Here is a 22,531-nt window from a genome sequence, read left to right on the forward strand (position 1 = left end):
CAAATACCAGTCGAGGCAGATTTGGAGCAGGACGGTGAACGAAGCGCACCGTGGGTTGAAAGTTCGCCCCTTTCACGCGGACGACATTCCCGCCCTTCTACACTGGTTTCCTACGCCCGAGGCGTTGGGACAGTGGGGTAGTCCGGAGCGGTCCTTTCCTCTCGACACTAAGCAGGTTGAGGCATTTCTAAGCCAGACAGTTGGAGGTGATCCAAAAGCCGTAATGTGGGCGGGTGAGGATCAAGGTGCCATGGTTGCAACAGCCACTACCTTTATGAATTGGCACCAAGGAGTTGCCTTACTCGGCCTTGTTGCCGTTTCTCCGACCATGCGAGGGCGCGGTATCGCAAAACCGTTCCTAAAGGAGATTATTGCCCTCACATTTTCCGATACTCGGGTCGAGCGCATGGAATTGAACGTCTATACATTTAATCATAGCGCGATTCGAACATACGAAACGCTGGGGTTTGTCAAGGAAGGTGTTCGCCGATCTCTCGCCCGAATGGGAGCAGATCGTTGGGATGCTGGCCATTACTCCCTCTTGCGATCGGAAGCGACTTTAGGCTGATGCCCGATTACGGGCATCAACCTATCAAACGCAAATGACGCTATATGGGGCGCGAGCCGTCCGGCAGCTTCGTTGTCATAACGAGTGTTCCGGACAGCATGAAAATGGCATGATCCTTATCGCGTTTGCCCGGCGAGGAACTTGCGAGAATGATGCGGACACAGGATCGCCTCGATGCTCTTGGAATATCTCTGCCTCGACTAAGTTATACGGCCGAGAATTACCTTCACCACAAGCAAATAGGGGACTTGCTTTATCTCGCGGGCAAAGGCCCCTTGCTTGATAATGGCGCGGTCCCCGTAGGGAGAGTGGGCGCCGAGTTCTCTACTGAGCAGGCTTATGGGCTTTCTCGCACCGTGGCGCTTTTCCTGATCTCCGCGATGAAGGATGCTTTGGGTGGTGATCTCGATCGAGTAAAAACCGTGGTCAAGGTCTTTGGCATGGTAAACGCTATTCCCGAATTTCGCGATCATGCGAAGGTCATCGACGGATGCTCGGACCTTTTTGTCGATGTATGGGGTGAGGAAGGCAGGCACGTTCGCATGGCGGTAGGTAGCGGTTCGTTGCCTTATGGCATGCCAATAGAGATTGAGGCGCTCGTATTGGTGCGCGGCGATTAGGGTTTGTTCGCGTCCAGCCTACATGGTCGGCTTTTAGAGACGTGCCACTCGCCATCGTATGCCTGACCGTGGACGCGACTGCCTATACGCCGGCGACTGCTATAATCGTGTAAGCCACCCCAATCCGGCTTTCGGCTGTGCCGCGCCGGCGCAAGGTCGCGGCGATATGGCGCTCGGCCGCCGCGCGATCGGCGAAGGCGTGGGCGCGGGCCTGACCGCACGCGCCGATCCGGCCCCAGCGGGTTTCCACCACGATCATGCCGAACAGGTCGAGGCTCGCGGTGATGCTGTAGCCGCGCCGGACGTTGCGGGCGGGGTCGAGAGCCACCAGCTCGATCGGATCACAAAGCGGGAGAACTGCGCCATTCATGGCGCAAAGCCTACAAAATCAGGCCTGCGAAGTCCGGCGACTTTCTTGAATCAATGACCGTCGATTGATTCACGAAGTCTATAGGATCACTACATAAGCTCGCCGGATGATGCTCTCTGTTACCCCTGCCCGGAACCATATCGTTCCCATGCGCCGAATGGGCTCGATCGTCTCGGCCATAGCCGCACTGGCGATCTGCACATCTGCAACCGCACCGCTCCAGGCCCGAAGCGGAAGCAGCATGGCTGTCGGCGTGCAGTCCACGCCGCCTCCGCAGGTCGCCACGCCGCCCGCTGTTCCATATCCGGCATATGTCGCGCCGGTGATGCCGGTGGACGGCCGCACCCCCAGGCAGCGCTGCTGGGATGACGAAGCGGCGAGGATCGGCGGCACCCTCAGCGATCTCGACCGGCGCACGATCGATTTGAAGTGTAGCCAGCGCTGAGCGGCTGATGCCGCATGAAATCATGCAAGCCGGAGCGTCGCAGCACCGGCAGCAATAATGCAGACGGCTATGATCCGGGCCGGCCCGACCCGCTCATGGAGCAAAACGGCCGAGATGGCGGTGCCGAAAAGGATCGAGGTCTCGCGAAGCGCCGCGACCACGGCGACCGGCGCGACCGTCATCGCCCACAGCGCCAGCCCATAGGAGGCCAGCGTCCCGAAGCCGCCCACCAATCCGTAAGGCCAGTTCCGGCGAACATAGACACCGAGCGATGCTCGTTGCGTGGCTATCGCCCATGCAGCCAGAGAAAGGCCGGTGAGAAGAAAAATCCATAAGGTATAGGATGCGGGCGCGCTGGAGCGCCGCACCCCGATCCCGTCGATCAGGGTATAGCAGGCGATGGTGATGGCGCTCATCAGCGCGAGGGGCGTTCCTTTCCCGCCGTCGCCATGCCTGCCGCTCACCGCCATGCTCAGGATGCCAGCGCAGATGATGCCGACGCCAATCCAGGCGCGCGCTGACAGATGCTCGCCGATCGCAACGGCGCTCGCGACCGCCACGATCAGCGGGGCCGTGCCGCGCATCAAAGGATAAGTCAGGCTCATGTCGGCGATACGGTAGGTGCGCGCAACCAACACGAAATAGATGACCTGAAAGACAACCGACGCCGCGATAAACGGCCAGCTCGCACGCGCCGGGACAGGAAGAAACGGAAGGGCGACAACAGCGATGACCGAGGCCGAGGCCGTCACCAGGACGGTCGTCAACAGCTTGTCGCCGGCTCCCTTCACGATCGCGTTCCAGCTCGCATGGAGCAACGCGGCGAACAGGATGATTCCAAAAACAACGAAAGACATGGCGATTAGCCCACCGGAATGACGGCCGTGGTGTAGCGGGAGTGCAGTTCCCAACCCAAGCTCTCATAGCTGTCTCTTATACACATCTAGATGTGTATAAGAGACAGGTGCAGTTCCCAACCCAAGCTCTCATAGAGTGCGCGCCCCTCGGGCGTCGCAACGAGCACGCCGCGCACGGCTCCCTGTTCGCGGCCGATCGTCTCAAGCGCCTTCATCACGGCCCGGGCGAGGCCGCGCCGGCGATGCTCGGGCCGAGTCTCTATCCGGTCGTAGATCGCGAAGCCGTCCACCACGACGACGCGGCCGATCGCGGCCGCCTCTCCCGCTGGATCGAGTGCGCGCACAATCGAAATCGGCCCCTCGATCACGTCGAGCGCATAGCCCTCGGGCCGCTCGAAATCTCCCATCGACCCGGCGAGCGTCATCATGTAGCCCGGACGCTGGATCGCCCAACCCGTCGTCAATATCGGCTGCATGGCGTCGGGCGAGGCGCAGGCTTTGAGGAAAACCCACGGTTCGTTGATAGTGGATGCCAGCTCGCCGATCGCCGGCACGACGGCGGGAAAGACGTAGCGGGCTTTCTGCTCGGGCCATCCCACATCGACGCGGAGGCCGCCCTTATAGGGCGTCGGAGGCGTGGTTTCGCGCGCCAGGGTCCATCCCCGAACCCACGTCGCGACGATATGGGGATCAGCGCGCATTGTTTTCGGGCTTCACCGTGATCGTGCAGCGCACCGGCTTTTTCGCCTTCGCCGCCGCCCGCTCGCAGGCGGGGAGCACGTCCTGGTTGGCGTTAACGAGGTTCACGGCCTTGACGGTTCCCGCCCATGTGTCTGGCTTGTCAGTTATAATCAAACGCCGCCCCGCCTCCCATTGCGTCGGCTCGGCCAGCACCCGCGTCGCCACATATTCGGGCCATTGCCAGCTTGTCGGAACCAGGCGCGCGACCGGCCCCCCGCACGCGGCATAGAGGATCAACCCCGCCAGCAGACCGCCAAGGCCGACGATCCACAGCCATCGTTTCTGGGCGTCGCCCTGGCGCGCCGACGCGAGCCGGTTGCCCATATCGCGCGCGGTCGCTTTCAGCGCGTCGCGTGCTTCGTCCAGCGCCTTGCGCGCCTCGCCGACAAGCCGCTTGTCCTCGCCGCGCGCGTCGATCGCGGCCCGGTTGATCCGCCTTTCCAGCTCGGTCGGGTCCATCGACAGGGCCGGACTTTCCCGCATCGCGGCGACATGCCCCGTCAGCTCGTCCAGCACCAGGCGCGTGCGCGTCAGCGTCGGCCCATAATCGGGAATGTCGATCTTCTCGCGCGCGGCGGTCAATCCCTCGACCGCCCTGCGCACCAGCGACAGCTCCCCACGCAGCCGCTCGAACGCCGCCGCTGCCGGATCGTTGCCGGCCTGATCCTCGTCCATCATCCTCTCCCTATCGGCTCAACCCCCGATCGCGACCGATCTCCAAATCGCGTGTCAGCTCGCGGGTAAGCTCGCGGGTCTCGTTCCTCACCGTATCAAGCCCCAGCTCGCGCGAACGGCCGCGCAGGAGCGATTCCACCTGGGGATCGCGCTCAAGGCTTTTCGCCATGCCCGCCATTTCCTGCCCGATCTGCTTGCGGCCGGTCATGTCGCCCTCGCGATAGAGGCGGTCCCGCTCCTGTTGAAGATGCTGCCAGCGTTCCACGAAACGATCGGCGCGCAAATCGGGATCGATGCGAACGCGGGCTTCGACCTTCATCGCCTCGATCATCGGGCCGCTGCGTCCCGCCGCCGCCTCGCGCAGCAAGGCCGGATCGCGCTCGAACGCCGCCGCCATGTCGTTCGACGCCCCCGGCCTGATCCGGTTGAGCGCTTCCACCGCGCGCTCGAGCGCGACCGTCTGGTGCTCGAGCACGATCCCGCTCGAGGCGCGCGCCTGCGACACCGCCTCGGCCGAACGGGCGGCCCGCTCGACCGCCTGACGATATTCGCGATCCAGCCTTTCCTCGACCCTCTGCACCAGCGAAGGCGTGGGCGTCGTCGGCGTCGCGTCGAGTTTCAGGCCGTCGAACATGCCGCGCCTGGGCTTGTCGGATGGCGCGCGCTCCCCAACGGTCTTTTCGGCCGGCGCTGGACGCTCGGGCGCGGGCCGGAAGCCGTCGAACATGCCACGCCGCGGCTGACGCTCGGCCGCGGCGCCGCGGTCGCTGACGCCGCGGTCGCCGGCCTCTCGAACCGGCCGTGGATCTTCGCCCATTTCGCGCGAAGATCCTCGCCGGGGCGCAAGGTTTTCCACGCGAGGATCTCGCGCGGCTTCGGGCGCATCCGCAACGCGGATCTCGCCCGCCAGGCCGCGCCGGTCCGCGAAAGCACGAATCTCCGCGTCGGGATCGCGGAACATCGGATAGTCGGACGCCATGTCCTTCGCCCGCTCGCGCGAGAGCGTGCGGGTGAGCTGGGACACGTCGGCGAAATCGTCCCGGCCGTAATGGAGCTGCACCCCGTCCCGGTGCCGCGACAGCGCCACATAGGCCGCATGGCGGTCCATGCCGGGGGTGGCGAGGACGTGCGCGCGATCGACCGTCACGCCCTGCGATTTGTGGATGGTCGCGGCATAGCCATGATCGACATGGGCATAGTCCTTGAGGTCGAACGCGACCGATCGGCCGTCATCGAGGCGCACGGCCATGCGCTCGGGCGCGACCTGCTCTACCGTCCCCAGCGAGCCGTTCTTGACCCCAAGCCCGCGCTCGTTCTTCAGGAACATGATGCGGTCGCCACTGGCGAAGTCGCGCGCCCCCCGCTCGGCCGACACGCGCACGCTCTCCCCCAGCTCGCCAGCGTCGCGCAGCCGATCGCGCGCGGCGAGATTCAAATCCCGAACCTCGGCGTTGGTGTGGGTGAGGATGATCCGGGTCTGATCCGGATCGGCGACGCGCTGCGCATCCCAGCGGTCGATCAGCTCCGCACGCGCGAGCTCGCGCGTGTCGGCCGCCTCGACCATGCCGTGCCGATCATAGGCATGGATGGCCTCGGCCGTCCTGCCCGTCGCCAGCGCCCGCGTGGCGTCCTTCTGCCAATCCTCATGCTGCCGGCGTATCTCGCTGATCTCGGCCGCGCCGTGGCGCTCGGCGAGGCTGCGGAACGCAGCGCCCGCCTCGATCGCCTGCAACTGCTCCGGATCGCCGACAAGGACCACCTTGGCCCCCGCCCGCTCCGCCTCCGACAGCACCCGCTCCATCTGGCGCGTGCCGATCATGCCGGCCTCGTCGATCACCAGCACGTCGCGCGGGCCTAGCTGCTCGCGCCCCTGCCCCCACTGATATTCGAGGCTCGCGATCGTCCGCGAGGGGATGGCCGATCCGCCTTCCAGATTCTCCGCCGCGATCCCCGACAGCGCGGCACCGCGCACCGTGTAGCCGGCGCGCTCCCATTCGTCGCGCGCGACTCCCAGCATCGCCGATTTGCCGGTGCCGGCATAGCCGACCACTATGGCAAGGTCGCCGCGCCTGCCTATATGCTCCAATGCGGCCTGTTGCTCCCTCCCTAGCACCAGGCCCTCACTCCCGACGGCATCTTCCCCCCTCGATGCCGTCGGGAGACCATGCCCCGCCCTCTCCGCGAGACGATCCGCCGCCCTTTCCAACCGCTGCTCCACCGCGATCATGTCGCGCGACGTGAACCGCTCCTGCCCCTTCCCGTCCTTCCCCAGCGCCACCAGCTCGGGCGACGCCTTCACCGCCCCCATCGCCTGGTCGAACTGCTCCTTGCCGTCGCTGTGACGGTGGACGAACATCGCAAGGTCGCGGGTCGTGAACGTCGCCTGTTGGCGCGTGATCGCGTCGAGCGCGATTGTCGGCTCGGCGATGATCTTTTCGCCATTCTCGCGCGCGATGCGAAGATGATCGTCGGCACGCTCGGCATCCTCGCCGCGATCCAGGCGCCGCGATCCCGCCGGCCCGATCTTGTGTTGCGGCTCAAGGTCGATCCCCTGCGCCTCCAACGTCCGGTGATCGATCCGCGCGTCTATATCCAGCTCGGCCAGCCGCTCGTTGACGTGATCGGCCCACGCCTCGCGCCAATGCTCCAATAGCTCCGTGCGGTTCCAGTCGCGCACCTTCTGGCCGAAGCCCTCCGGCCCAACCTCGCGCATCGACAGCATGACATGTGCGTGCGGCTTGGGACTGCCATCCTCGGCATGGTCCCAATGCACGTTCAGGTCCGCGACCATGCCGCGATCGACAAATTCCCTTTCGACAAAATCGCGGGCGAGCGTGACGCCCTGCTCCTGCGTCATCTCGCGTGGGATTGAGAACTCCACCTCGCGCGCAAGCTGCGCGTCCTTGCGCTTCTCCCCGGCCTCGACCTCGTTCCACAGGGTTTCGCGATCGTTTAAACGCTCCGGCGCGCCTTCGGGCAACATGATCTCCGAATGGACGACGCCGGCCTTGTTCGAGAAATCGTGATCGCGCCCCAGCCGGTCATCGTGCAGCCGCTCCGCCGCGCGATAGGCAGCACTCGCGACCGCGCTCGATCCCCTGGCGCGGCTGATGACCTTCGCGGAGAAATGGTAGATCGCCACGCCTACCCCGCCGATCGATCGAAACGCTTTTGCAGGAAGTAGCGGCGGCTACCGGGCGGATAGTCCTCGATCACTCCGAAACTTTCGTAGCCGTGCCGCTCGTAGAATCCGGGTGCCTGAAAGCTGAACGTGTCCAGCCAGGCGCCGACGCAGCCGCGCTCCTTCGCGATATCCTCTGCGCGCCGGATCAGCTCCGATCCGAATCCCCGTCCCCGCAATTCCTCGGGGAGCCAAAAGAACTCGATGAAAAGCCACCCCGCGCCGGTTCGTCCGGTCAAGCCGCCGATCATCTCGCCAGCCTCGCCGCGCAGCCAGACCGCAAGCGGCTCGATGCTGATCCCGCCCGCTTGCAGATTGAAGGCGCGCAGACCATCCAGCAGGCTCGCCACATCGGCCGGTGCCGGGTTGTCCGTGGCTTCAATCCGGGGCGACATGCCGGCGCGTCCTCTCTCGCTTCCTGTTTCCTTCTTACTATGCCTTTCTTAGCGCACGTCGGCAACGACGGGGTCACTACACGAAAGTGCATTTTACGTACGCTAAGAGAGAACCTCTCGTGAACGCGGGCATGCGCCATCATGCGGCCAAGAGCGATGAAGGCGTGCGCAACGGGCGGAGCTGGCCCGGATCGGGGCGGCTTTCGACATTCCAGCGATAGTCGCCGGTGAGCGAGATATGCTCCCATCCCAGCGGGGCGATGTGGCGCGCGACGTCGTCCGGGATCGCCAGCGCCCCGACCGCCCGTTCGAGATAGCGGGTGTTCCATAGGATGATGGCAGCCACGAGCAGATTGAGACCGGAGGCGCGATAGGTCTGGTTCTCGAACCGCCGGTCGCGCAGCTCGCCGAGCTGGTTGAAGAAGAGCGCGCGGGCGAGCGCGTTGCGAGCCTCGCCCTTGTTGAGCCCGGCCTGAGTGCGTCGGCGCAGGTCGAGGTCGCGCAGCCAGTCGAGCATGAAGATCGAACGCTCGATCCGCCCAACCTCGCGCAGGGCGAGCGCCAGTCCGTTCTGGCGAGGGTAGGCGGACAATCTGCGCAGCATTGCCGACGCTGTGGTGGTGCCGCTGCGGATCGAGGTGGTGAGGCGTAGCAGTTCGTTCCAATGGGCGGCGACATGCCCGATGGCGACCGGATCGCCGGTCATGCCGGCCAGCAGCGGCCCGGCTTCCTGGCCCGGTAGCAGATGCAGGCGCCGGTCCTTCAGGTCGCGCAGGCGCGGCGCAAAGCGGTAGCCGAAGAACGGCATCAGGCCGAACACATGATCGGACGCGCCGCCGGTGTCGGTATAATGCTCTTCGATCGACAGGCCGGTGGCATGGTATAGAAGCCCGTCGAGGACATAGGGTGCCTCGCCGGCGGTCGCCGCGATCACTCGGCTCGCAAACGGATCATATTGGTCCGAGACGTGGGTGTAGAAGCTGACCCCGGGCTCGTTGCCGTTGCGCGCGTTGATGTCGCCAATCGCGGCGCCTCGTCCGCCCGCATGGAAGAGCTGGCCGTCGCTCGACGAGGTGGTGCCGTCGCCCCACAGCGCGGACAGCGGCACGGTGCGGTGAACGTCGATCAACCGTCCCAGCGCTTCGCCATAGGCTGCCTCGCTGATATGCCAGTCGTGCAGATGGGCGAGCTGGCGCAGCGTCGCGCCCTGACAGGTCTCGGCCATGCGCGTTAGCCCGAGATTGATGCCGTCTGCCAGGATTACGGTCAGCAGCGCGTTGCGGTCATCCGCCACGCGAGCGGAGCGCCGATGGGTGAAGCACTCGGAAAAGCCGGTCCAGCCATCGACCTCCAGAAGGAGATCGGTGATCTTCACGCGTGGTAGCCGCTCATAGGCGACGCGGCGCATATCCTCTGCGTCGGGCGGCGTGAGGGCCTTGAGTGGCGATATGACGAGGCCGTTGCCGTCGAGGCGCACCTGAGGCAACTCGCCTTGGCGGGCCAGGACCGTCACGCGTTCGATCGCGGCGTCGAGGCTGGCGCGGCGTCCGGCGATGAAGCTGTCGAAATCGGTGTCGATCGCCAGTGGCAGCGGTCCCCGCGCGCGCATCGCATCGAAGGTAGCAGGCGGCAACAGATAGCTGTCGAAGGCGCGATACTGACGGCTTGCCGCCACCGATATGTCGCCGGCGCGCAATCGGTCCCGCAACTGTGTCAGCACGCACAGTTCATAGGCAGCGCGGACGACCTCGCCATCGCGCAGCACGAACGGGCGCCATGACGGCGGCACGAAGCGGAGCGGCGGCTTGTCGGGCAGTCGCCGTCGACCCATGCGATAGATATCAGCGATCAGCCGAACCGCATCGAGCAAACCCTGCACCGCGCCGGTGCCGCGAAACTCGAAGGCGTTGAGGAACGGCCCGATCACGGAGCGCAGCGAGCGCTGCCGCTCGATCAGTTCGGCTGTGCGATCGATCGTTTCTGGCGCGATCAACAGCTCGGCGTCCACGACCGCCGTCCCCAGCCTTTCCCAATCGATCGAACCAATGGCGGCAAGGGAATCGACGCCCCGCGCCCGCGCGTCGAGCAGGGTCCGGCACGAGCCGGTAAGCAGGCGAAGCTGTGCCTGAAGCGATCGGATCGTGCCGATCGCCTTGTCCTTTGTGCGGTTTTCGGCCCGGCGCATCATGCTGCCAAGCAACTTGTCCATCATCGTCAGCACCGCATCTGTCAGGCTTTCCTCAAGCCGGATGCCGGCTGCGGCAAGGATCGCATGGCGGCGTCTGTCCGGTAGTTCCGCCAGATGCTGGGGTGTGATGCGCGCCGCCTCGTCCGCGATCCGGTCGAATGCAGCCTGCGGGATCGTCGTGGCGCGTGTCGCCGCGAAACCCAAGGCACGAACGTGGTCGAGCCGTTCGATCAATCGCAGGACGTTGCGCGACGCGGGCGACAGGGGCGGGTTGCGCAACCATGAGAGCCAGGTCGCGCTTTTCTCATCCCTGCGCGACAGCAGGGCATCGAGCCGTGCGCGTTCAGGTTCGCCGAGATCTCCGGCGAGCACGTCATGGACCAGATCGCCGGCTTGCTGTCGGGCCCGCCGCACGATCGCCTCGACAATTGTCACGGGCGGTAGCAGCAATCGCCGGCGCCGCATCTCATCCATGACGATGCCGGCAAGCCGCGAGGGCTGGGTGACGGTCTGCGCGATAGGCATGGCAAACGCGACCAGCGCGTAGAAATCCGCGCGGCCGAAAACGACATGACCGAAGCGCCGCGACAGGTCGGCGAGGTGAGTTCGCCGCGTTTCGTCGCGCCTCGCATAGTCGCGCCATGACATAGGCGACACATTCAACTGGCGGGCAACGAACGCCAGGATCGGCATGGGCGGTGCTTCGCCGGCTTCCAGCACGCGCCCCGGCCAGCGGAGATAGAGGAGCAGCATGGCATAGCCGAGGCGGGTTGCGTCGCCGCGCCGGGACGCGATCAGATCGAGGTCATCCCTGGTAAGGGTGAAGTGGCGGGCGATCTCCCGTTCATCGAGCGAAGGATCATAATGACCAGCCAGCATCTCGCGGGTCAGCAGGTGTCTTCTTGCCAAGGTCGAACCCCTCCATGTCGCTGTCCGTCAGACGTCCGTTGGACGGCCACCGGGAATGTGTCCGTTAATTCTGGACCTTCGATGGCGATTCGGACAAGATCGCATGATGATGGGAAAACGGACACTTCGGGGCAGCACATGGCGCTGATCGGCTATGCGCGGGTCTCCACCCCCGACCAGAAGCTCTCGCTCCAGCATGACGCTCTGAAGCGGGCGGGATGCGAACGTGTTTTCGACGATCAGGCTTCGGGCGCCAGGACCGACAGACCCGGCCTCGCCGAAGCGCTGGCCTATCTGCGCGCCGGCGACACGCTGGTCGTGTGGAAGCTCGATCGGCTCGGCCGCTCGATGAGCCACCTCATCGACAAGATCGGCGAACTGGCATCCCGTGGCATCGGGTTCCGTTCGCTCACCGAGAACATCGACACCACCACGCCGGGGGGAATGCTGGTGTTCAACATCTTCGGCTCCCTCGCGCAGTTCGAGCGCGATCTGATCCGTGAGCGCACCCAGGCGGGTCTGCGAGCCGCGCGCGAGCGCGGCAGCAAGGGTGGCCGCCGCCCTGTCGTCACTCCCGACAAGCTGCGCAAGGCCCGGGCGCACATCGCAGCAGGCCTTACTGTGCGGGAGGCCGCCGCCCGCCTAAAAATCGGGAAAACCGCCCTTTATAAGGCGTTGGAAGGCGCAACGGCGGAATAGCTATGGCACCAAATATCGATCAGATCCGTCACCACGTTACACCAGCGCGATCCCGCGCAGACGCACGAATTCGGGTTATCATAGGAATCTACATAGCCTGCTTTGGGTTCGGTTTTTTCAATCATGCGCGAGACTTTGTAGCATACGGATGGAGGCCCTATGATTGGGGGCCGTTTCAACTCGAACTATTCTGGACATCACTGATATTCTTGGACGCGCTTGCTATTGTGCTACTTCTTTCGCGTTTCAAACGGGCAGGATTGGTTTTGGCCGCGTCTATTATGATCGGTGACGTCGCTGCAAACACCTACGCTCTGGTAGCCTTAGGCATTCCGGCATTTGGCTTTTCGGTGCCGCTTCAGGCAACGTTCTTGGGCTTTATCCTAGGCTCGCTACCGTTCGTTTGGCCCGCAAAACCTTCTGCGTTACGGTGAGCGCTGGCGCCTGCAGCAGCCTTCCCCCGCATCGTACTGCATTCGTTCGTATATCGCGTACGTAAAACTCACTTTCGTGTAGTCACCCCACGACGTATAAGCGCGCACTCACACTCTCTGCCGTTCGCATGACTGACTTGGCCGCATTTTTGTTCGGAACCGCTGTCCTGCGCCTGCGATCGTGCTACGCTGCGGTTCCCCGATCATGGGCGCGAGGGAGAGAATATGCGTAAGGTCCGCGACTATGACGCCGAGTTGAAGGCGCTGGGCGACAAGGCCCGCGCGCTCAAGGCGAAGAAGGTGCAGCAGCTAGGCGAGCTGGTCACGTCCACCGGGGCCGATGCGCTCGATCTCGACATACTGGCGGGCGCGCTGCTCGCCGCCGTGGAATCGGCTGATGCGAACGCAAAGGAGGCGTGGCGCTCGCGGGGCGCGGCCTTCTTTCAGGGACGCGGGCGCAAGGCTGGCCGTCGCGCTGGCGGCGACGGTGAAGGCGCAAAGCAAACTGGCGCAGGCGAGGCATAGGCTTGAAGCCGCCGCGCGCCGCACCGATACGAGGGGATGGGTCGTGGCCCGCCGCGAGCGCACGCGCCACCTCATAGAGCTGGGCGGCCTCGTCCAGAAAGCCGGCCTGGTCGAGCTGGCCGACGACGATCGCGCCACCCTCTACGGCGCGATGCTCGAACTCGCCGCGAAGGCGCGCGAGGATCGCGATCGGCTCATGCTCTGGAAGCGGCGCGGCAAGCGGGCGTTCGATGCGGAAGCGGAAGGCCCGGACGCCGGGACACGGCCGGCATGATGCGCGCCGATCTCAATCACCTCCCCGCCGTAAAGCGTCGCGAGCTGGAACGGGTCACACGCATCCTGTTCGATGAATTTGAGGACGCGATCAAAACCAAGCTCTCCGAGAAGCGCAGGGCGGGGCGTATCCTCAAGCTGATCCTGTTCGGCTCCTACGCGCGCGGCGATTGGGTCGAGGATCGCGCCAACGGCTATCTCTCCGATTATGACCTGCTCGTCGTCGTCAACGCCGACACCTTCACCGATCTGCAAACATGGTGGGCGCGCGCCGACGATCATCTGGTGCGCGAGCTGACCGTCACCAAACACCTCGCCACGCCGGTCAATTTCATCGTCCATTCCCTGATGGACGTGAACGATCAGCTCGGGCGCGGCCAACCCTTCTTCACCGATATCATCCGTGACGGCATCGCGCTCTACGAGGCCGCAGGACACCCGTTCGCCGCGCCCAAGAAGATTCCTCCGGAGGAATCTCTGGCGGAGGCCCGCAGGCATTTCGACCACTGGTTGCCCAAGGCCGGCCGCCGCCTCCATCTCGCGCAGCTCGCCATCGAACAGGGCTATGCCAGCGAAGCGGCGTTCGAGCTGCACCAGGCCGTCGAACATCTCTACCATTGCGCGCTGCTCACGGTCACGTCCTACAGCCCCAAATCGCACCGCCTCACGGTCCTGCGCTCGCTCGCCGAAAATCTCGATCCCCGCCTGATCGCGGCCTGGCCGCGTGGCACACGCTTCGCCCGCCGCGCCTTCGCGCGGCTCGAACGCGCCTATGTCGATGCCCGCTACTCGCACCATTACGAAATCACGGCTGAGGAACTGACATGGCTCGTCGTGCGCGTGGGCGAGCTGCAGGCGACCATCGCCGCGATCTGCGCCGAACGCCTCGCCGGCGATCGGGGCGGCACGCCGTTGCAGGAAGGCCCCGCCGATGAATGACGTTCCGATCTCGGCCGACGAACGCGCCCGCCGTCAAAAGGCGATCGATTTCGCGCGGACCAATATCGAGCTGTCAGGCTTCACCCTCTCACCGGGAATCGAAGCACTGGGCGTCCGCTTCGTCGCCGGCGAGCTGTCCGAAAGCGAATATCTCGCCGCCGCGCTGGATCATGCCAACGCCCTGCCCGCCAGCGCGCCGGCGCAGGATTATTTTACCAGCCTCGAACAGCTCGAAGCCGCGAGGCCAGCCCGCGACCGGCCATGATCCGCGCCGGATAGTGGGAAAAACGATGATGGGAGGGAGTCTGCGATGATGGAATGGTTCCGCCAGCTCGGCCGCGCGCTGCGCAACCTCGCCCGGATCGCGCGCGAACAGCCGATATGGGCGGTTACGGCCCTCGTCACCAGCCCGGTCGCGCTGATCCGCCACCTGTTCGGCGTCCTGGTCCTGTTCCTCATCACCGGCCTGGTGCTGGGCCTCGGCGTGCCGCTGATCCTCGGCAAGCTGCTCGGTCTGCCGCGCGACTCCAATATCTACCAGATCGTGATGATGCTGACGGGCCTGGTCATCCTGCTGGTGCCGCTGCGCGCGCTCTTCCAACCGCTGATCCTGCGCTATGGCGTTCCTGCCGGTGATGACACCCACGGCTCGGCCCGCTTCGCCACCGACGCGGAAAGCCGCCACCTGACCGGCGATGCCGGTCTGCTGATCGGCCGGGATCGCAAGTCCGGCAAGCTGCTGCGCTATCCCGGCCCCGCGCACCTCCTGACGATCGCGCCGACGCGCAGCGGCAAGGGCGTGGGGACCATCATCCCCAACCTGCTCGATTATCCCTTCGCGTGCGTGTGCATCGATCCCAAGGGCGAGAACGCCCGCATCGCCGCGCGCCAGCGCGGGCGCTTCGGGCCGGTCCATATCCTCGATCCGTTCGGCATCACCGGTCTTCCGGCCGCCGCGTTCAACCCGCTCGACCGCATCGACCCCGCCGGCCTCGATGTCGCCGACGACTGCATGACGCTCGCCGACGCGCTGGTCCACGACGCCCACAACGAACAGACCGAAGCCCATTGGAACGAGGAAGCCAAGGCGCTGATCGCCGGCCTGCTGATGCACATCATCGCGAGCGAGCCGGACTCCACCCGCACCCTCGCCACGCTGCGCGATCATCTGACGCTCGCGCCCGTCGCCTTCGCGACGCTGCTCGAAACCATGCAACGCGCGGGCGGCCTGGTCGCGCGCGCCGCCAACCGCCACCTCGGCAAGTCCGATCGCGAGGCGGCCGGCGTGCTGTCCTCCGCGCAGCGCCATACCCATTTCCTCGACAGCCCGCGCATGACCGCGACGCTCGGCCGATCGGATTTCCGCTTCGCGGACCTGAAAGAGCGGCCGGCGAGCATCTTCCTCGTCCTGCCCCCCGATCGACTGGATTCTTATGCGCGCTGGCTGCGCCTCATGGTCGCGCAAGGCTTGACCGAGCTGGCGCGCGCGAGCGCGCGTCCGCCCTGGCCGGTGCTGTTCCTGCTCGATGAATTTGCGGCGCTGGGCCACCTCGAACCCGTCGAGCGCGCGATGGGGCTGATGGCCGGCTACGGCATCCAGCTCTGGCCGATCGTGCAGGATATCCACCAGCTCCGCGCGCTCTACGGCCAGCGCGCCGGCACCTTCCTGTCGAACGCCGGCGTGTTGCAGATATTCGGGGTCAACGATCACGACAGCGCCAGGCTCGTCTCCGATCTGCTCGGCCAGGAGACGGTCGTGTTCGAGACCATGAACCGCGCTCTCGACGCGCAGGAAACCGGCATCTCCTACGCCGTACAGCATGTCGGCCGCCCGCTGCTGACGCCCGATGAAGTCCGCACGCTGCGCGAGGACCGCGAAATCCTGTTCCTCGCGGGCCAGCGCCCGATCATCGCGACCAAGCTGCGCTACTATGCCGATCGCGAGTTCGCCGGCCGCTTCGACAAGGCGTGAGGCCGTTTAAACGGCCGCGAGGATCTCGCGCCGGAAAATCGGCCCGCCCTGGGAAGCCCGTAGAGCGCCTTGGGTGGTCCCGACGCCCGAAACCCCGTCGAACGGCTCGAAAGGGGCTGGGCGGCCCGGAAATCGCACCTGTGACGACATTTCCGCCTCCCCTGCCCTTTCGATCGAAGTGCGTCATATCCACTTGGCTTTTCTGGAAAGCCATTTGCAACGGTTCGGCTGGACGGTGTGCTGGCGGCAGGGCGCGACGGTCGCGCCATATCCCAGGTCAACAAAAGCGCGCCGGCGAAGCCGGCTCATCAATGGGGATGCCGGGTGGGAGGATCGCGTAGCGATCCGGGGCGGCCGAAGGCCGCGAGCCGGCGGGGCGAAGCCCCAAGAGGTGGCGCTGTTGTCTGGGCCGCACACGCACACCGCTGAATTTGGGGGTTATCCACAGGCCGCAAGCGTGGTGGGACCGTTAAAGGATTCTGTTAAAAATGAATCGTTAAGTAAGTTAAGGCGCTTAAAAAGCGTTTTTTTTCTTTAGATTCAAAGTCTTGCAAGGTGGGTCGGTGGGTGAAACCCCGTGATTCGGTGGGTGATACCCCGAAGGATGGGTGGGTGAAACCCCGACGCCCCGGTGGGTGAAACCCCGATGGTCGAACGCACGACTCCGAGTCGCATCCGAGTCGTGAAACGGTGGGTGAAACCCCGATAATTGCGCCGGATAGGGGGCCGATCGGTGGTTCTGGCGAGCGCTGGGATACAGCCGGTGGGTGAAACCCCGATAGTCAGGGCCGATCACCGCGTGCGAGGGTCGTGCGGCTGAGCGGAACAGGAAAGTGTCGTAAGGGTCGATATTTCTTTTCAAAAGTCCCATTCGGAATTAGGTTGGCGTAGCGGCCTGAGACCGCCGTTGGCGACGGCGTCGGGCACGGAGAAGTCGTAGCGCCCGAGGAAATTGATGTGACGCCAGGATATCGGCGAAAGTCGGGCGATATCGGCGGGCAACGCGGGTGTCCCTGCATCCCCGAGTTGGCGCACGGCTTCCTGCATGTAGACGGCGTTCCAGTGGACGATGGCGTTGAGGGCGAGACCAAGGACGCCAAGCTGCTCACCTTGGCCTTGGCGCAGAGGGCTTCTGATTTCGCCGCGGTCGCCGTGATGGACGCGCCGCCCGAGCTTGTGGCGCAACTCCTGCCGGTTGAGCTGAAACAATATCCGACGCCGGAATGGTCGGTCGTCGATGTAGCGCAGGATGTGCAGCGTCTTGATGATGCGCCCGAGTTCGGACAGGGCCTTGGCCAGCGTCGTCGGGCGGTCTTTGACCTGCAGCATGCGCATGACGCCTGCGGCCTTGAGGTGACCAAGCTTGAGCGATCCGGCCAGGCGGATCAGGTCCGGCCAGTTTTCCCGGATCAGAGCGATGTTGATCCTGCCCCAGGCGAGCGCATCGAATTGTCCGTAAGTCGCCTGGCGGTCGATCCGCCAGAGCTTCGCGCCGCCGATGTCCGCCAGACGCGGACTGAAACGGTAACCCAGGAGCCAGAACAGGCCGAAAATGGCGTCGGAATAGGCGGCGGTGTCGGTCATAATTTCCAGAGGTTCGAGCTCGGTTTCCTGCTCCAGCAGGAGAGCCAGGACGACCAGGCTGTCGCGCAAGGTGCCGGGGATGACCGCGCCGCCCAGACCGCTGAACTGATCGGAGATCATGTTGTACCAGGTGACGCCGCGCTCCTGGCCATAATATTTGGGGTTGGGACCGGCGTGTATGGCGCTCGACGGAGCGACAAAACGCATGCCGTCGGCGCTGGCCACCTCGCCGGCGCCCCAATGTTGGACGATATCCAGACGACTGTGCGCGGCAACGATCGCGGCGTTCGCCGCGGCGATGGTTTCGGGGCGAATGAAATTCTGACTGACCCAGGAAAGCCGGTCGCGCCGCAGCGCCGCAAATTCCGGGCGGACCACCGGCTCAAGGCCGATGTTGCAGGCACCGCCGACCAGGACCGCGCACAGGCTTGTTTCGAAATGCTCGACGGTGGCCTGACGCTCGCTCAGATGGCTAAAGGATTTGGCAAATCCGGTTCGCGCCATGACTTCAAGAAAGATGTCCGGCATGCCCGCTTTCGGCATGCGGGTCTGGATGGCGGCGCGAAGCGCACGCAGGCTCTCGGGTTCATCGAGCTTATCGAGGGGCGTGACGACGATCCCGGTCTTGCCGGCGACCGTCTCGAACCGCAGGTCCGGATTGTCGACGCTGCGCGCGGCGACATGGCGATATGCCTCGTCGAGCAGGCGCGAGAGACCGTCGATCTCGCTATTGGCGTCGAGGGATCGGCCCAGCGCGCGTGCGACCATCAACCTGGACGTGTGCCAGCTCTCGCCCTCGAGCATCCCGCGCCGGGGATCGCCGTATCGGATGCCCGGCGTGGCGAACACGTCGCGACGCTTGATCGCGAGACGCCACGCATCGATGATCGCGAAGACATAGGCTTTCGGGTCATGCACCCTGCCGTCATGATCCAGGACCTGTTGCCGCCACGCCTTCGGGATCGCGGCGGTCGGTGCACCGCGCATCCTGGCGAGCGACGACCAGTCGTCCACGCCCTTGAGGTAGCTTATCGCGGCCTTGACGGCTTTGCCGCCCGGGGCGGCATCGGTCTCGATGCGGGTGACGACTTCGCGAAACAGTCGTCGGGCGCTCCGCCATTTCGTGCGCAGTTGGTCGTAGGGCTTTGTGTCAACAGGCCTGGCGATTGCCTCCACCTTAGCCATGGCCGCCTCGATATCGGGCCTAGGCAATTGCTCGAAGAGCGTGTCCCGCCATTCGGAAAGGGGCAAGGCGTCGTCGGTCAATACCAGCAGACCCACCCTATGAAGCAGCATCGCAGCGCCATCGAGATCGCGCAGGCTGCGCAGCCGGGCCTGCTTGTCGGCGGCTTCGGCTCCCTTGACCATGTCCGCGAGCAGCGCCTCGGCCAGCTCGGCTGCATCGTCCTGAGCGGCCGCTTCGAGCGTATGAAAGAGCGCGGCTATGGTCGCGGTTCGACGCGGCTCCTGAAGAACGGCGATGGCCGACGGCTTGCCAACGCGCGCCACCCGCGCGAGCCGCTCAAGGCTTGTGGCGGGAACGCCCCGTGGCGGCGATGGCCGCAGATTGAACGCGCGGACCGCATCGAGCCGATCGAGGTGGCGGTAGAGTTCGGTCGGCATGCGCTTGGAGGGAATGGTGCGCAGCGCGTCCAGGGCGGCGAACGTCGACGTGTCCCCTTCGTCAAACAGCGCGGCGATGCGTGCGCGCTGGTCATCGCTCAGAGAGGCGACCAGATTCCGCCAAAGCCGGGTGCGCGCACGATCGCGGATTCTGCCGACCAGGCGCTCGAGCACCGTGACGCCCGGCAGCAGCACCTTGTTGGCGATCAGCCAGGCGGCCGCGCGATCGATCAACGGGGCGGGTCGATCATCACCGCTCCAGCACAGGGCGTAGAGCCACCGCGTCAGCCGGAAACGCGCCACCGCGTTGTCGCCAAAGTCCGTGAAGCCGCAATGCGTCCGGATAAGCGCGAGGTGCCGTATGCGTCGGCTCCCCTGAAAATACGGGCTCTGTTGCAAAAATCGTGAAGCTTGAGCATGCTTGGCGGAGATTGGACGGACGGAACGATGACGGATTTCAAGTGGCGCCATTTCCAGGGTGATGTGATCCTGTGGGCGGTGCGCTGGTATTGTCGCTATCCGATCAGCTATCGCGACCTTGAGGAAATGCTGGCGGAACGCGGCATTTCGGTCGACCATACGACGATCTATCGCTGGGTCCAGTGCTACGCCCCGGAGATGGAGAAGCGGCTGCGCTGGTTCTGGCGGCGTGGCTTTGATCCGAGCTGGCGCCTGGATGAAACCTACGTCAAGGTGCGGGGCAAGTGGACCTACCTGTACCGGGCAGTCGACAAGCGGGGCGACACGATCGATTTCTACCTGTCGCCGACCCGCAGCGCCAAGGCAGCGAAGCGGTTCCTGGGCAAGGCCCTGCGAGGCCTGAAGCACTGGGAAAAGCCTGCCACGCTCAATACCGACAAAGCGCCGAGCTATGGTGCAGCGATCACCGAATTGAAGCGCGAAGGAAAGCTGGACCGGGAGACGGCCCACCGGCAGGTGAAGTATCTCAATAACGTGATCGAGGCCGATCACGGAAAGCTCAAGATACTGATCAAGCCGGTGCGCGGTTTCAAATCGATCCCCACGGCCTATGCCACGATCAAGGGATTCGAAGTCATGCGAGCCCTGCGCAAAGGACAGGCTCGCCCCTGGTGCCTGCAGCCCGGCATCAGGGGCGAGGTGCGCCTTGTGGAGAGAGCTTTTGGCATTGGGCCCTCGGCGCTGACGGAGGCCATGGGCATGCTCAACCACCATTTCGCAGCAGCCGCCTGATCGGCGCAGAGCGACAGCCTACCTCTGACTGCCGCCAATCTTTGCAACAGAGCCCCGGCACGAGTGCGGGCGGAGAAAACGCCGTCCTCGTGGGAGGCGGAACGCTGAAGCTCGAAATCAAACGCGACATAAGCACTGTCACCTTGGCGCTGCGGCACAGGCAGCAGCCCTTCCCGCGTGGCGAAGGCGAAATCGTCATTGGCGAAGGGATCGTCGCCGAAGTTGATCTGCGTTGTCAGTGCACGGTATCCGGGTGCTTCAACGAAGAAGTGGACGTGTGCCGGACGATTGCCGTGGCGGCCGATCGACTTCAGCAGCCGTTCCGTCGTGCCATCGGGCGGGACCGAATAGCCGTTCGGCATCTTCGAGTGGAAGGAATAGCGGCCGTCCGGTCCGATCTTGATCCGACGGCGATTGTTGAACGGCGTCTGCGCTCCGGTGGGATCGAAGTGCGAGTAGAAGCCGTGCGAGTTGGCGTGCCAGACGTGGAGGATTGCGCCATCGGGCGTCTCGCCCTTCGGCCCCTTGATTTCACCCGTCATGTAGAGGGTGCCAGTTTCGTCGGGATCATCGCTGAGGTTCACGTCGCCTTCGACGAGCGGCGCACCCTCCACATAAAGCGGTCCCTCGATGGTCCGCGGCGTGCCACCGCTCTCGCCGGCCTCCTTGTCCTTGGCGTCCATGTAGAGGTCCATGAAGTGCTCGAGGCCGAGCCCTGGAACGATGAGCCCGAATTCACCCACGCCGTCCTGGAAGAACTTGATCGCCGACCAGAACTCACTCTCCGTGATGTCGTACTTGGCGATGGCAATCATCACCGCCTCGACGAGATCGCGCGTGATCGCCTTGATGCGCGGATCACCGCCTTCGACGGTTCCGCCGCTGGCGCGATCGAGGAGGTTCTGTACCTCCGGTGTCTGCACGAAATTCTCGTTCATCGTTCCTCTCCTTGGCGTCTTATTTAATGATTGGTCAGCGATCGTCGTCATGGATCGACGATGGATGCCTGCACAAAGCGGTGACCTTCACTTCCATGTACGGAAACAGCGGTAGCGTGCTGAGCAGATCGTGAAGTTCTACATTGCCGGGCACGTCGAAGATGCTAACGTTGCTGTAGCGCCCAGCGACGCGCCAAAGATGACGCCATATGCCTTGTCGCTGGAGATCCTGTGCGCGCGCCTTCTCCTCGGCTTTGAGAGCCTCGATCATCCCGGCATCGGCATCGTGCGGGATGCGCACGTCCATAGTTACGTGGAATAACATCGTCTCAACCCACCGCCTGAAGTGGCATCACTACCGTGGTACGTAACGGCCGATCACGACGCAGCGCGGCGATTGCCTCCGCTCGCGGCTCAATACCGAGACCTGACGCGGTCGGCAGCACAAGCGAGCCCGCTTCGTATCGTAAAGGTTCGGCGAGCAGTTCCTCGGTCAGGAGCAGCGGACCGAACAGCTCGGTGCCGTATTCGAGCGCGCCAACGGTGGAAAACACGTGGGCGGAAGCGATTGTTCCGATGCCGCCCTCCAACATGGTGCCGCCGTAGAGCGCAATTCCAGCAGCCTCCGCGATGCCGGCCAGCTTCTTAGCCGCTGACAGTCCACCCGCCTGTGCAATCTTGATGGCGAAGACGTCTGCGGCATGTCCGCAGGCGAGCGAATAGCCGCTTTCCGGTCCGTGCAGCGCCTCATCCGCCATGACAGCGACGCAGCCCATCTGGGTCAGCCGGGCCATGCCTAAATTCTGGGTCGCGGGGATCGGCTGCTCGACCAGGTCGACCCCTGCATCAGCAAGCATCGGAAGCGCGCGCTTTGCCGTCGCTTCACTCCATGCCTGGTTGACGTCGACCCGCACGCTGGCGCGATCGCCCAGCGCCCGTTTGATCGTGGCGACATGCGCGACATCTTGCTCGAATGGGCGTTTGCCGATCTTGAGCTTGAAGGCATGGTGTCGATCCCGCGCCAGCATATCCTCCGCCTCTGCGATGTCACGATCCGTATCGCCGCTTGCCAGCGTCCACAGCACGGGCAGCCGATCGTGCAGTCGCCCGCCCAATAGTTCACTGACGGGCACGCCGAGGCGCTTTCCCTGCGCATCGAGCAAAGCGGTTTCGATCGCGTTCTTGGCAAAATGGTTCGCCACGATATGACGACGCAGCATCGCCATCGCCGACGCAGGACGCGCGTCGCTGCCAATCAGCACCGGCGCGACGTAGCTGTCATCGGTCGTGCAATTCTCCGCAAAAGTGGGCTTTGAAAATTCCCTAGTTGGTGGCCCCTTCATCTCATTCTGCCGGGGCTAGCCCCGGCAGAATGAGATGAGC

General features: G+C 64.5%; 19 protein-coding genes and 2 pseudogenes. 10 read left to right on the forward strand and 11 right to left on the reverse strand.

Annotated features, from left to right (window positions below; translation table 11 throughout):
- Nucleotides 1-34: 34 nt before the first annotated feature.
- Together FE851_RS24090 and FE851_RS24095 are read left to right on the forward strand one after the other, a co-directional pair.
- Nucleotides 35-568: a GNAT family N-acetyltransferase gene (locus FE851_RS24090; RefSeq protein ID WP_186378979.1), complete on the forward strand. Its 534-nt coding sequence runs from the start codon at nt 35-37 to the stop codon at nt 566-568.
- 149 nt (nt 569-717) lie between these two features.
- A complete protein-coding gene (locus tag FE851_RS24095) occupies nt 718-1,188 on the forward strand; it encodes a RidA family protein (protein ID WP_222422993.1) in 471 nt (156 codons plus the stop codon).
- A gap of 82 nt (nt 1,189-1,270) precedes the next feature.
- Here FE851_RS24095 and FE851_RS24100 read toward each other — a convergent pair whose 3' ends face one another.
- Nucleotides 1,271-1,558, reverse strand: a complete 288-nt coding sequence (locus FE851_RS24100; RefSeq protein ID WP_145206831.1) for a WGR domain-containing protein — start codon at nt 1,556-1,558, stop codon at nt 1,271-1,273.
- A gap of 106 nt (nt 1,559-1,664) precedes the next feature.
- Between FE851_RS24100 and FE851_RS24105 the strand changes: the two genes are divergently transcribed.
- Nucleotides 1,665-2,003 (forward strand): hypothetical protein, encoded by a 339-nt coding sequence (locus FE851_RS24105; protein WP_222422994.1) that lies wholly within the window; start codon nt 1,665-1,667, stop codon nt 2,001-2,003.
- Nucleotides 2,004-2,023: 20 nt separating this feature from the next.
- Here FE851_RS24105 and FE851_RS24110 read toward each other — a convergent pair whose 3' ends face one another.
- The 6 genes from FE851_RS24110 to FE851_RS24135 all read right to left on the reverse strand — a co-directional run bounded on the left by FE851_RS24110 (nt 2,024) and on the right by FE851_RS24135 (nt 10,949).
- The gene (locus tag FE851_RS24110; RefSeq protein ID WP_145206832.1) at nt 2,024-2,860 is read right to left on the reverse strand and encodes an EamA family transporter; all 837 of its coding nucleotides are present in this window, start codon (nt 2,858-2,860) and stop codon (nt 2,024-2,026) included.
- A gap of 86 nt (nt 2,861-2,946) precedes the next feature.
- On the reverse strand, nt 2,947-3,561 hold the full coding sequence (locus FE851_RS24115; RefSeq protein WP_145206833.1) for a GNAT family N-acetyltransferase: 615 nt from the start codon (nt 3,559-3,561) through the stop codon (nt 2,947-2,949).
- Nucleotides 3,551-4,276: a DUF6118 family protein gene (locus tag FE851_RS24120; RefSeq protein WP_315850636.1), complete on the reverse strand. Its 726-nt coding sequence runs from the start codon at nt 4,274-4,276 to the stop codon at nt 3,551-3,553. The genes FE851_RS24115 and FE851_RS24120 overlap by 11 nt, the downstream gene beginning before the upstream one ends.
- Before the next feature lie 10 nt (nt 4,277-4,286).
- On the reverse strand, nt 4,287-7,418 hold the full coding sequence (gene traA / locus FE851_RS24125) for a Ti-type conjugative transfer relaxase TraA (RefSeq protein ID WP_145206835.1): 3,132 nt from the start codon (nt 7,416-7,418) through the stop codon (nt 4,287-4,289).
- Between the two features lie 2 nt (nt 7,419-7,420).
- A complete protein-coding gene (locus FE851_RS24130) occupies nt 7,421-7,852 on the reverse strand; it encodes a GNAT family N-acetyltransferase (RefSeq protein ID WP_145206836.1) in 432 nt (143 codons plus the stop codon).
- A 139-nt stretch (nt 7,853-7,991) separates the two neighbouring features.
- Nucleotides 7,992-10,949 (reverse strand): Tn3 family transposase, encoded by a 2,958-nt coding sequence (locus FE851_RS24135; protein WP_056383870.1) that lies wholly within the window; start codon nt 10,947-10,949, stop codon nt 7,992-7,994.
- A 138-nt stretch (nt 10,950-11,087) separates the two neighbouring features.
- On the opposite strand from FE851_RS24135, the gene FE851_RS24140 reads away from it, so the two are divergent.
- The 6 genes from FE851_RS24140 (at nt 11,088) to FE851_RS24165 (ending at nt 15,791) form a co-directional block, all read left to right on the forward strand.
- Complete coding sequence (locus FE851_RS24140) at nt 11,088-11,648, forward strand: recombinase family protein (RefSeq protein ID WP_056383868.1); 561 nt, start codon at nt 11,088-11,090, stop codon at nt 11,646-11,648.
- A gap of 659 nt (nt 11,649-12,307) precedes the next feature.
- Nucleotides 12,308-12,607 carry a conjugal transfer protein TraD gene (locus FE851_RS24145; RefSeq protein ID WP_145206837.1) on the forward strand — a complete coding sequence of 100 codons (300 nt, stop codon included), beginning with the start codon at nt 12,308-12,310 and terminating at the stop codon, nt 12,605-12,607.
- 43 nt (nt 12,608-12,650) lie between these two features.
- Nucleotides 12,651-12,881: a conjugal transfer protein TraD gene (locus tag FE851_RS24150; protein WP_145206847.1), complete on the forward strand. Its 231-nt coding sequence runs from the start codon at nt 12,651-12,653 to the stop codon at nt 12,879-12,881.
- The gene (locus FE851_RS24155) at nt 12,881-13,819 is read left to right on the forward strand and encodes a HEPN domain-containing protein (RefSeq protein WP_145206848.1); all 939 of its coding nucleotides are present in this window, start codon (nt 12,881-12,883) and stop codon (nt 13,817-13,819) included. The genes FE851_RS24150 and FE851_RS24155 overlap by 1 nt, the downstream gene beginning before the upstream one ends.
- Complete coding sequence (locus FE851_RS24160; RefSeq protein ID WP_145206838.1) at nt 13,812-14,084, forward strand: antitoxin VbhA family protein; 273 nt, start codon at nt 13,812-13,814, stop codon at nt 14,082-14,084. Before FE851_RS24155 ends, FE851_RS24160 begins: the two co-directional genes overlap by 8 nt.
- A gap of 48 nt (nt 14,085-14,132) precedes the next feature.
- A complete protein-coding gene (locus tag FE851_RS24165; protein WP_145206849.1) occupies nt 14,133-15,791 on the forward strand; it encodes a type IV secretory system conjugative DNA transfer family protein in 1,659 nt (552 codons plus the stop codon).
- An 858-nt stretch (nt 15,792-16,649) separates the two neighbouring features.
- Here FE851_RS24165 and FE851_RS24170 read toward each other — a convergent pair.
- A pseudogene (locus tag FE851_RS24170) lies at nt 16,650-19,382 on the reverse strand (Tn3 family transposase); the annotation flags it as partial.
- 63 nt (nt 19,383-19,445) lie between these two features.
- On the opposite strand from FE851_RS24170, the gene FE851_RS24180 reads away from it, so the two are divergent.
- Nucleotides 19,446-20,210 carry an IS6-like element IS6100 family transposase gene (locus FE851_RS24180; RefSeq protein WP_001389365.1) on the forward strand — a complete coding sequence of 255 codons (765 nt, stop codon included), beginning with the start codon at nt 19,446-19,448 and terminating at the stop codon, nt 20,208-20,210.
- A gap of 50 nt (nt 20,211-20,260) precedes the next feature.
- On the opposite strand, the pseudogene FE851_RS24190 reads toward FE851_RS24180, so the two are convergent.
- The 3 genes and pseudogenes from FE851_RS24190 to FE851_RS24200 form a co-directional block, all read right to left on the reverse strand.
- Nucleotides 20,261-21,148: pseudogene (locus tag FE851_RS24190) on the reverse strand (dioxygenase); the annotation flags it as partial.
- Between the two features lie 34 nt (nt 21,149-21,182).
- On the reverse strand, nt 21,183-21,473 hold the full coding sequence (catC, locus tag FE851_RS24195; RefSeq protein WP_062126717.1) for a muconolactone Delta-isomerase: 291 nt from the start codon (nt 21,471-21,473) through the stop codon (nt 21,183-21,185).
- A 4-nt stretch (nt 21,474-21,477) separates the two neighbouring features.
- Nucleotides 21,478-22,491, reverse strand: a complete 1,014-nt coding sequence (locus tag FE851_RS24200) for a muconate/chloromuconate family cycloisomerase (RefSeq protein ID WP_145206839.1) — start codon at nt 22,489-22,491, stop codon at nt 21,478-21,480.
- Between the last annotated feature and the right edge of the window lie 40 nt (nt 22,492-22,531).

The sequence above is a fragment of the Sphingobium sp. B2 genome (assembly GCF_007693735.1).
Classification (GTDB): domain Bacteria; phylum Pseudomonadota; class Alphaproteobacteria; order Sphingomonadales; family Sphingomonadaceae; genus Sphingobium; species Sphingobium xenophagum.

Excerpts from the sequence above, each read along its gene's own strand:
- FE851_RS24180 (WP_001389365.1), top strand. The coding sequence starts at position 19,446 with ATGACGGATTTCAAGTGGCGCCATTTCCAGGGTGATGTGATCCTGTGG.
- FE851_RS24105 (WP_222422994.1), top strand. The coding sequence starts at position 1,665 with ATGATGCTCTCTGTTACCCCTGCCCGGAACCATATCGTTCCCATGCGC.
- FE851_RS24130 (WP_145206836.1), bottom strand. The coding sequence starts at position 7,852 with ATGTCGCCCCGGATTGAAGCCACGGACAACCCGGCACCGGCCGATGTG.
- FE851_RS24095 (WP_222422993.1), top strand. The coding sequence starts at position 718 with ATGATGCGGACACAGGATCGCCTCGATGCTCTTGGAATATCTCTGCCT.
- FE851_RS24115 (WP_145206833.1), bottom strand. The coding sequence starts at position 3,561 with ATGCGCGCTGATCCCCATATCGTCGCGACGTGGGTTCGGGGATGGACC.
- FE851_RS24110 (WP_145206832.1), bottom strand. The coding sequence starts at position 2,860 with ATGTCTTTCGTTGTTTTTGGAATCATCCTGTTCGCCGCGTTGCTCCAT.
- FE851_RS24200 (WP_145206839.1), bottom strand. The coding sequence starts at position 22,491 with ATGAAGGGGCCACCAACTAGGGAATTTTCAAAGCCCACTTTTGCGGAG.
- FE851_RS24155 (WP_145206848.1), top strand. The coding sequence starts at position 12,881 with ATGCGCGCCGATCTCAATCACCTCCCCGCCGTAAAGCGTCGCGAGCTG.
- FE851_RS24145 (WP_145206837.1), top strand. The coding sequence starts at position 12,308 with ATGCGTAAGGTCCGCGACTATGACGCCGAGTTGAAGGCGCTGGGCGAC.
- FE851_RS24160 (WP_145206838.1), top strand. The coding sequence starts at position 13,812 with ATGAATGACGTTCCGATCTCGGCCGACGAACGCGCCCGCCGTCAAAAG.
- FE851_RS24140 (WP_056383868.1), top strand. The coding sequence starts at position 11,088 with ATGGCGCTGATCGGCTATGCGCGGGTCTCCACCCCCGACCAGAAGCTC.
- FE851_RS24100 (WP_145206831.1), bottom strand. The coding sequence starts at position 1,558 with ATGAATGGCGCAGTTCTCCCGCTTTGTGATCCGATCGAGCTGGTGGCT.
- catC (WP_062126717.1), bottom strand. The coding sequence starts at position 21,473 with ATGTTATTCCACGTAACTATGGACGTGCGCATCCCGCACGATGCCGAT.
- FE851_RS24165 (WP_145206849.1), top strand. The coding sequence starts at position 14,133 with ATGGAATGGTTCCGCCAGCTCGGCCGCGCGCTGCGCAACCTCGCCCGG.
- FE851_RS24120 (WP_315850636.1), bottom strand. The coding sequence starts at position 4,276 with ATGGACGAGGATCAGGCCGGCAACGATCCGGCAGCGGCGGCGTTCGAG.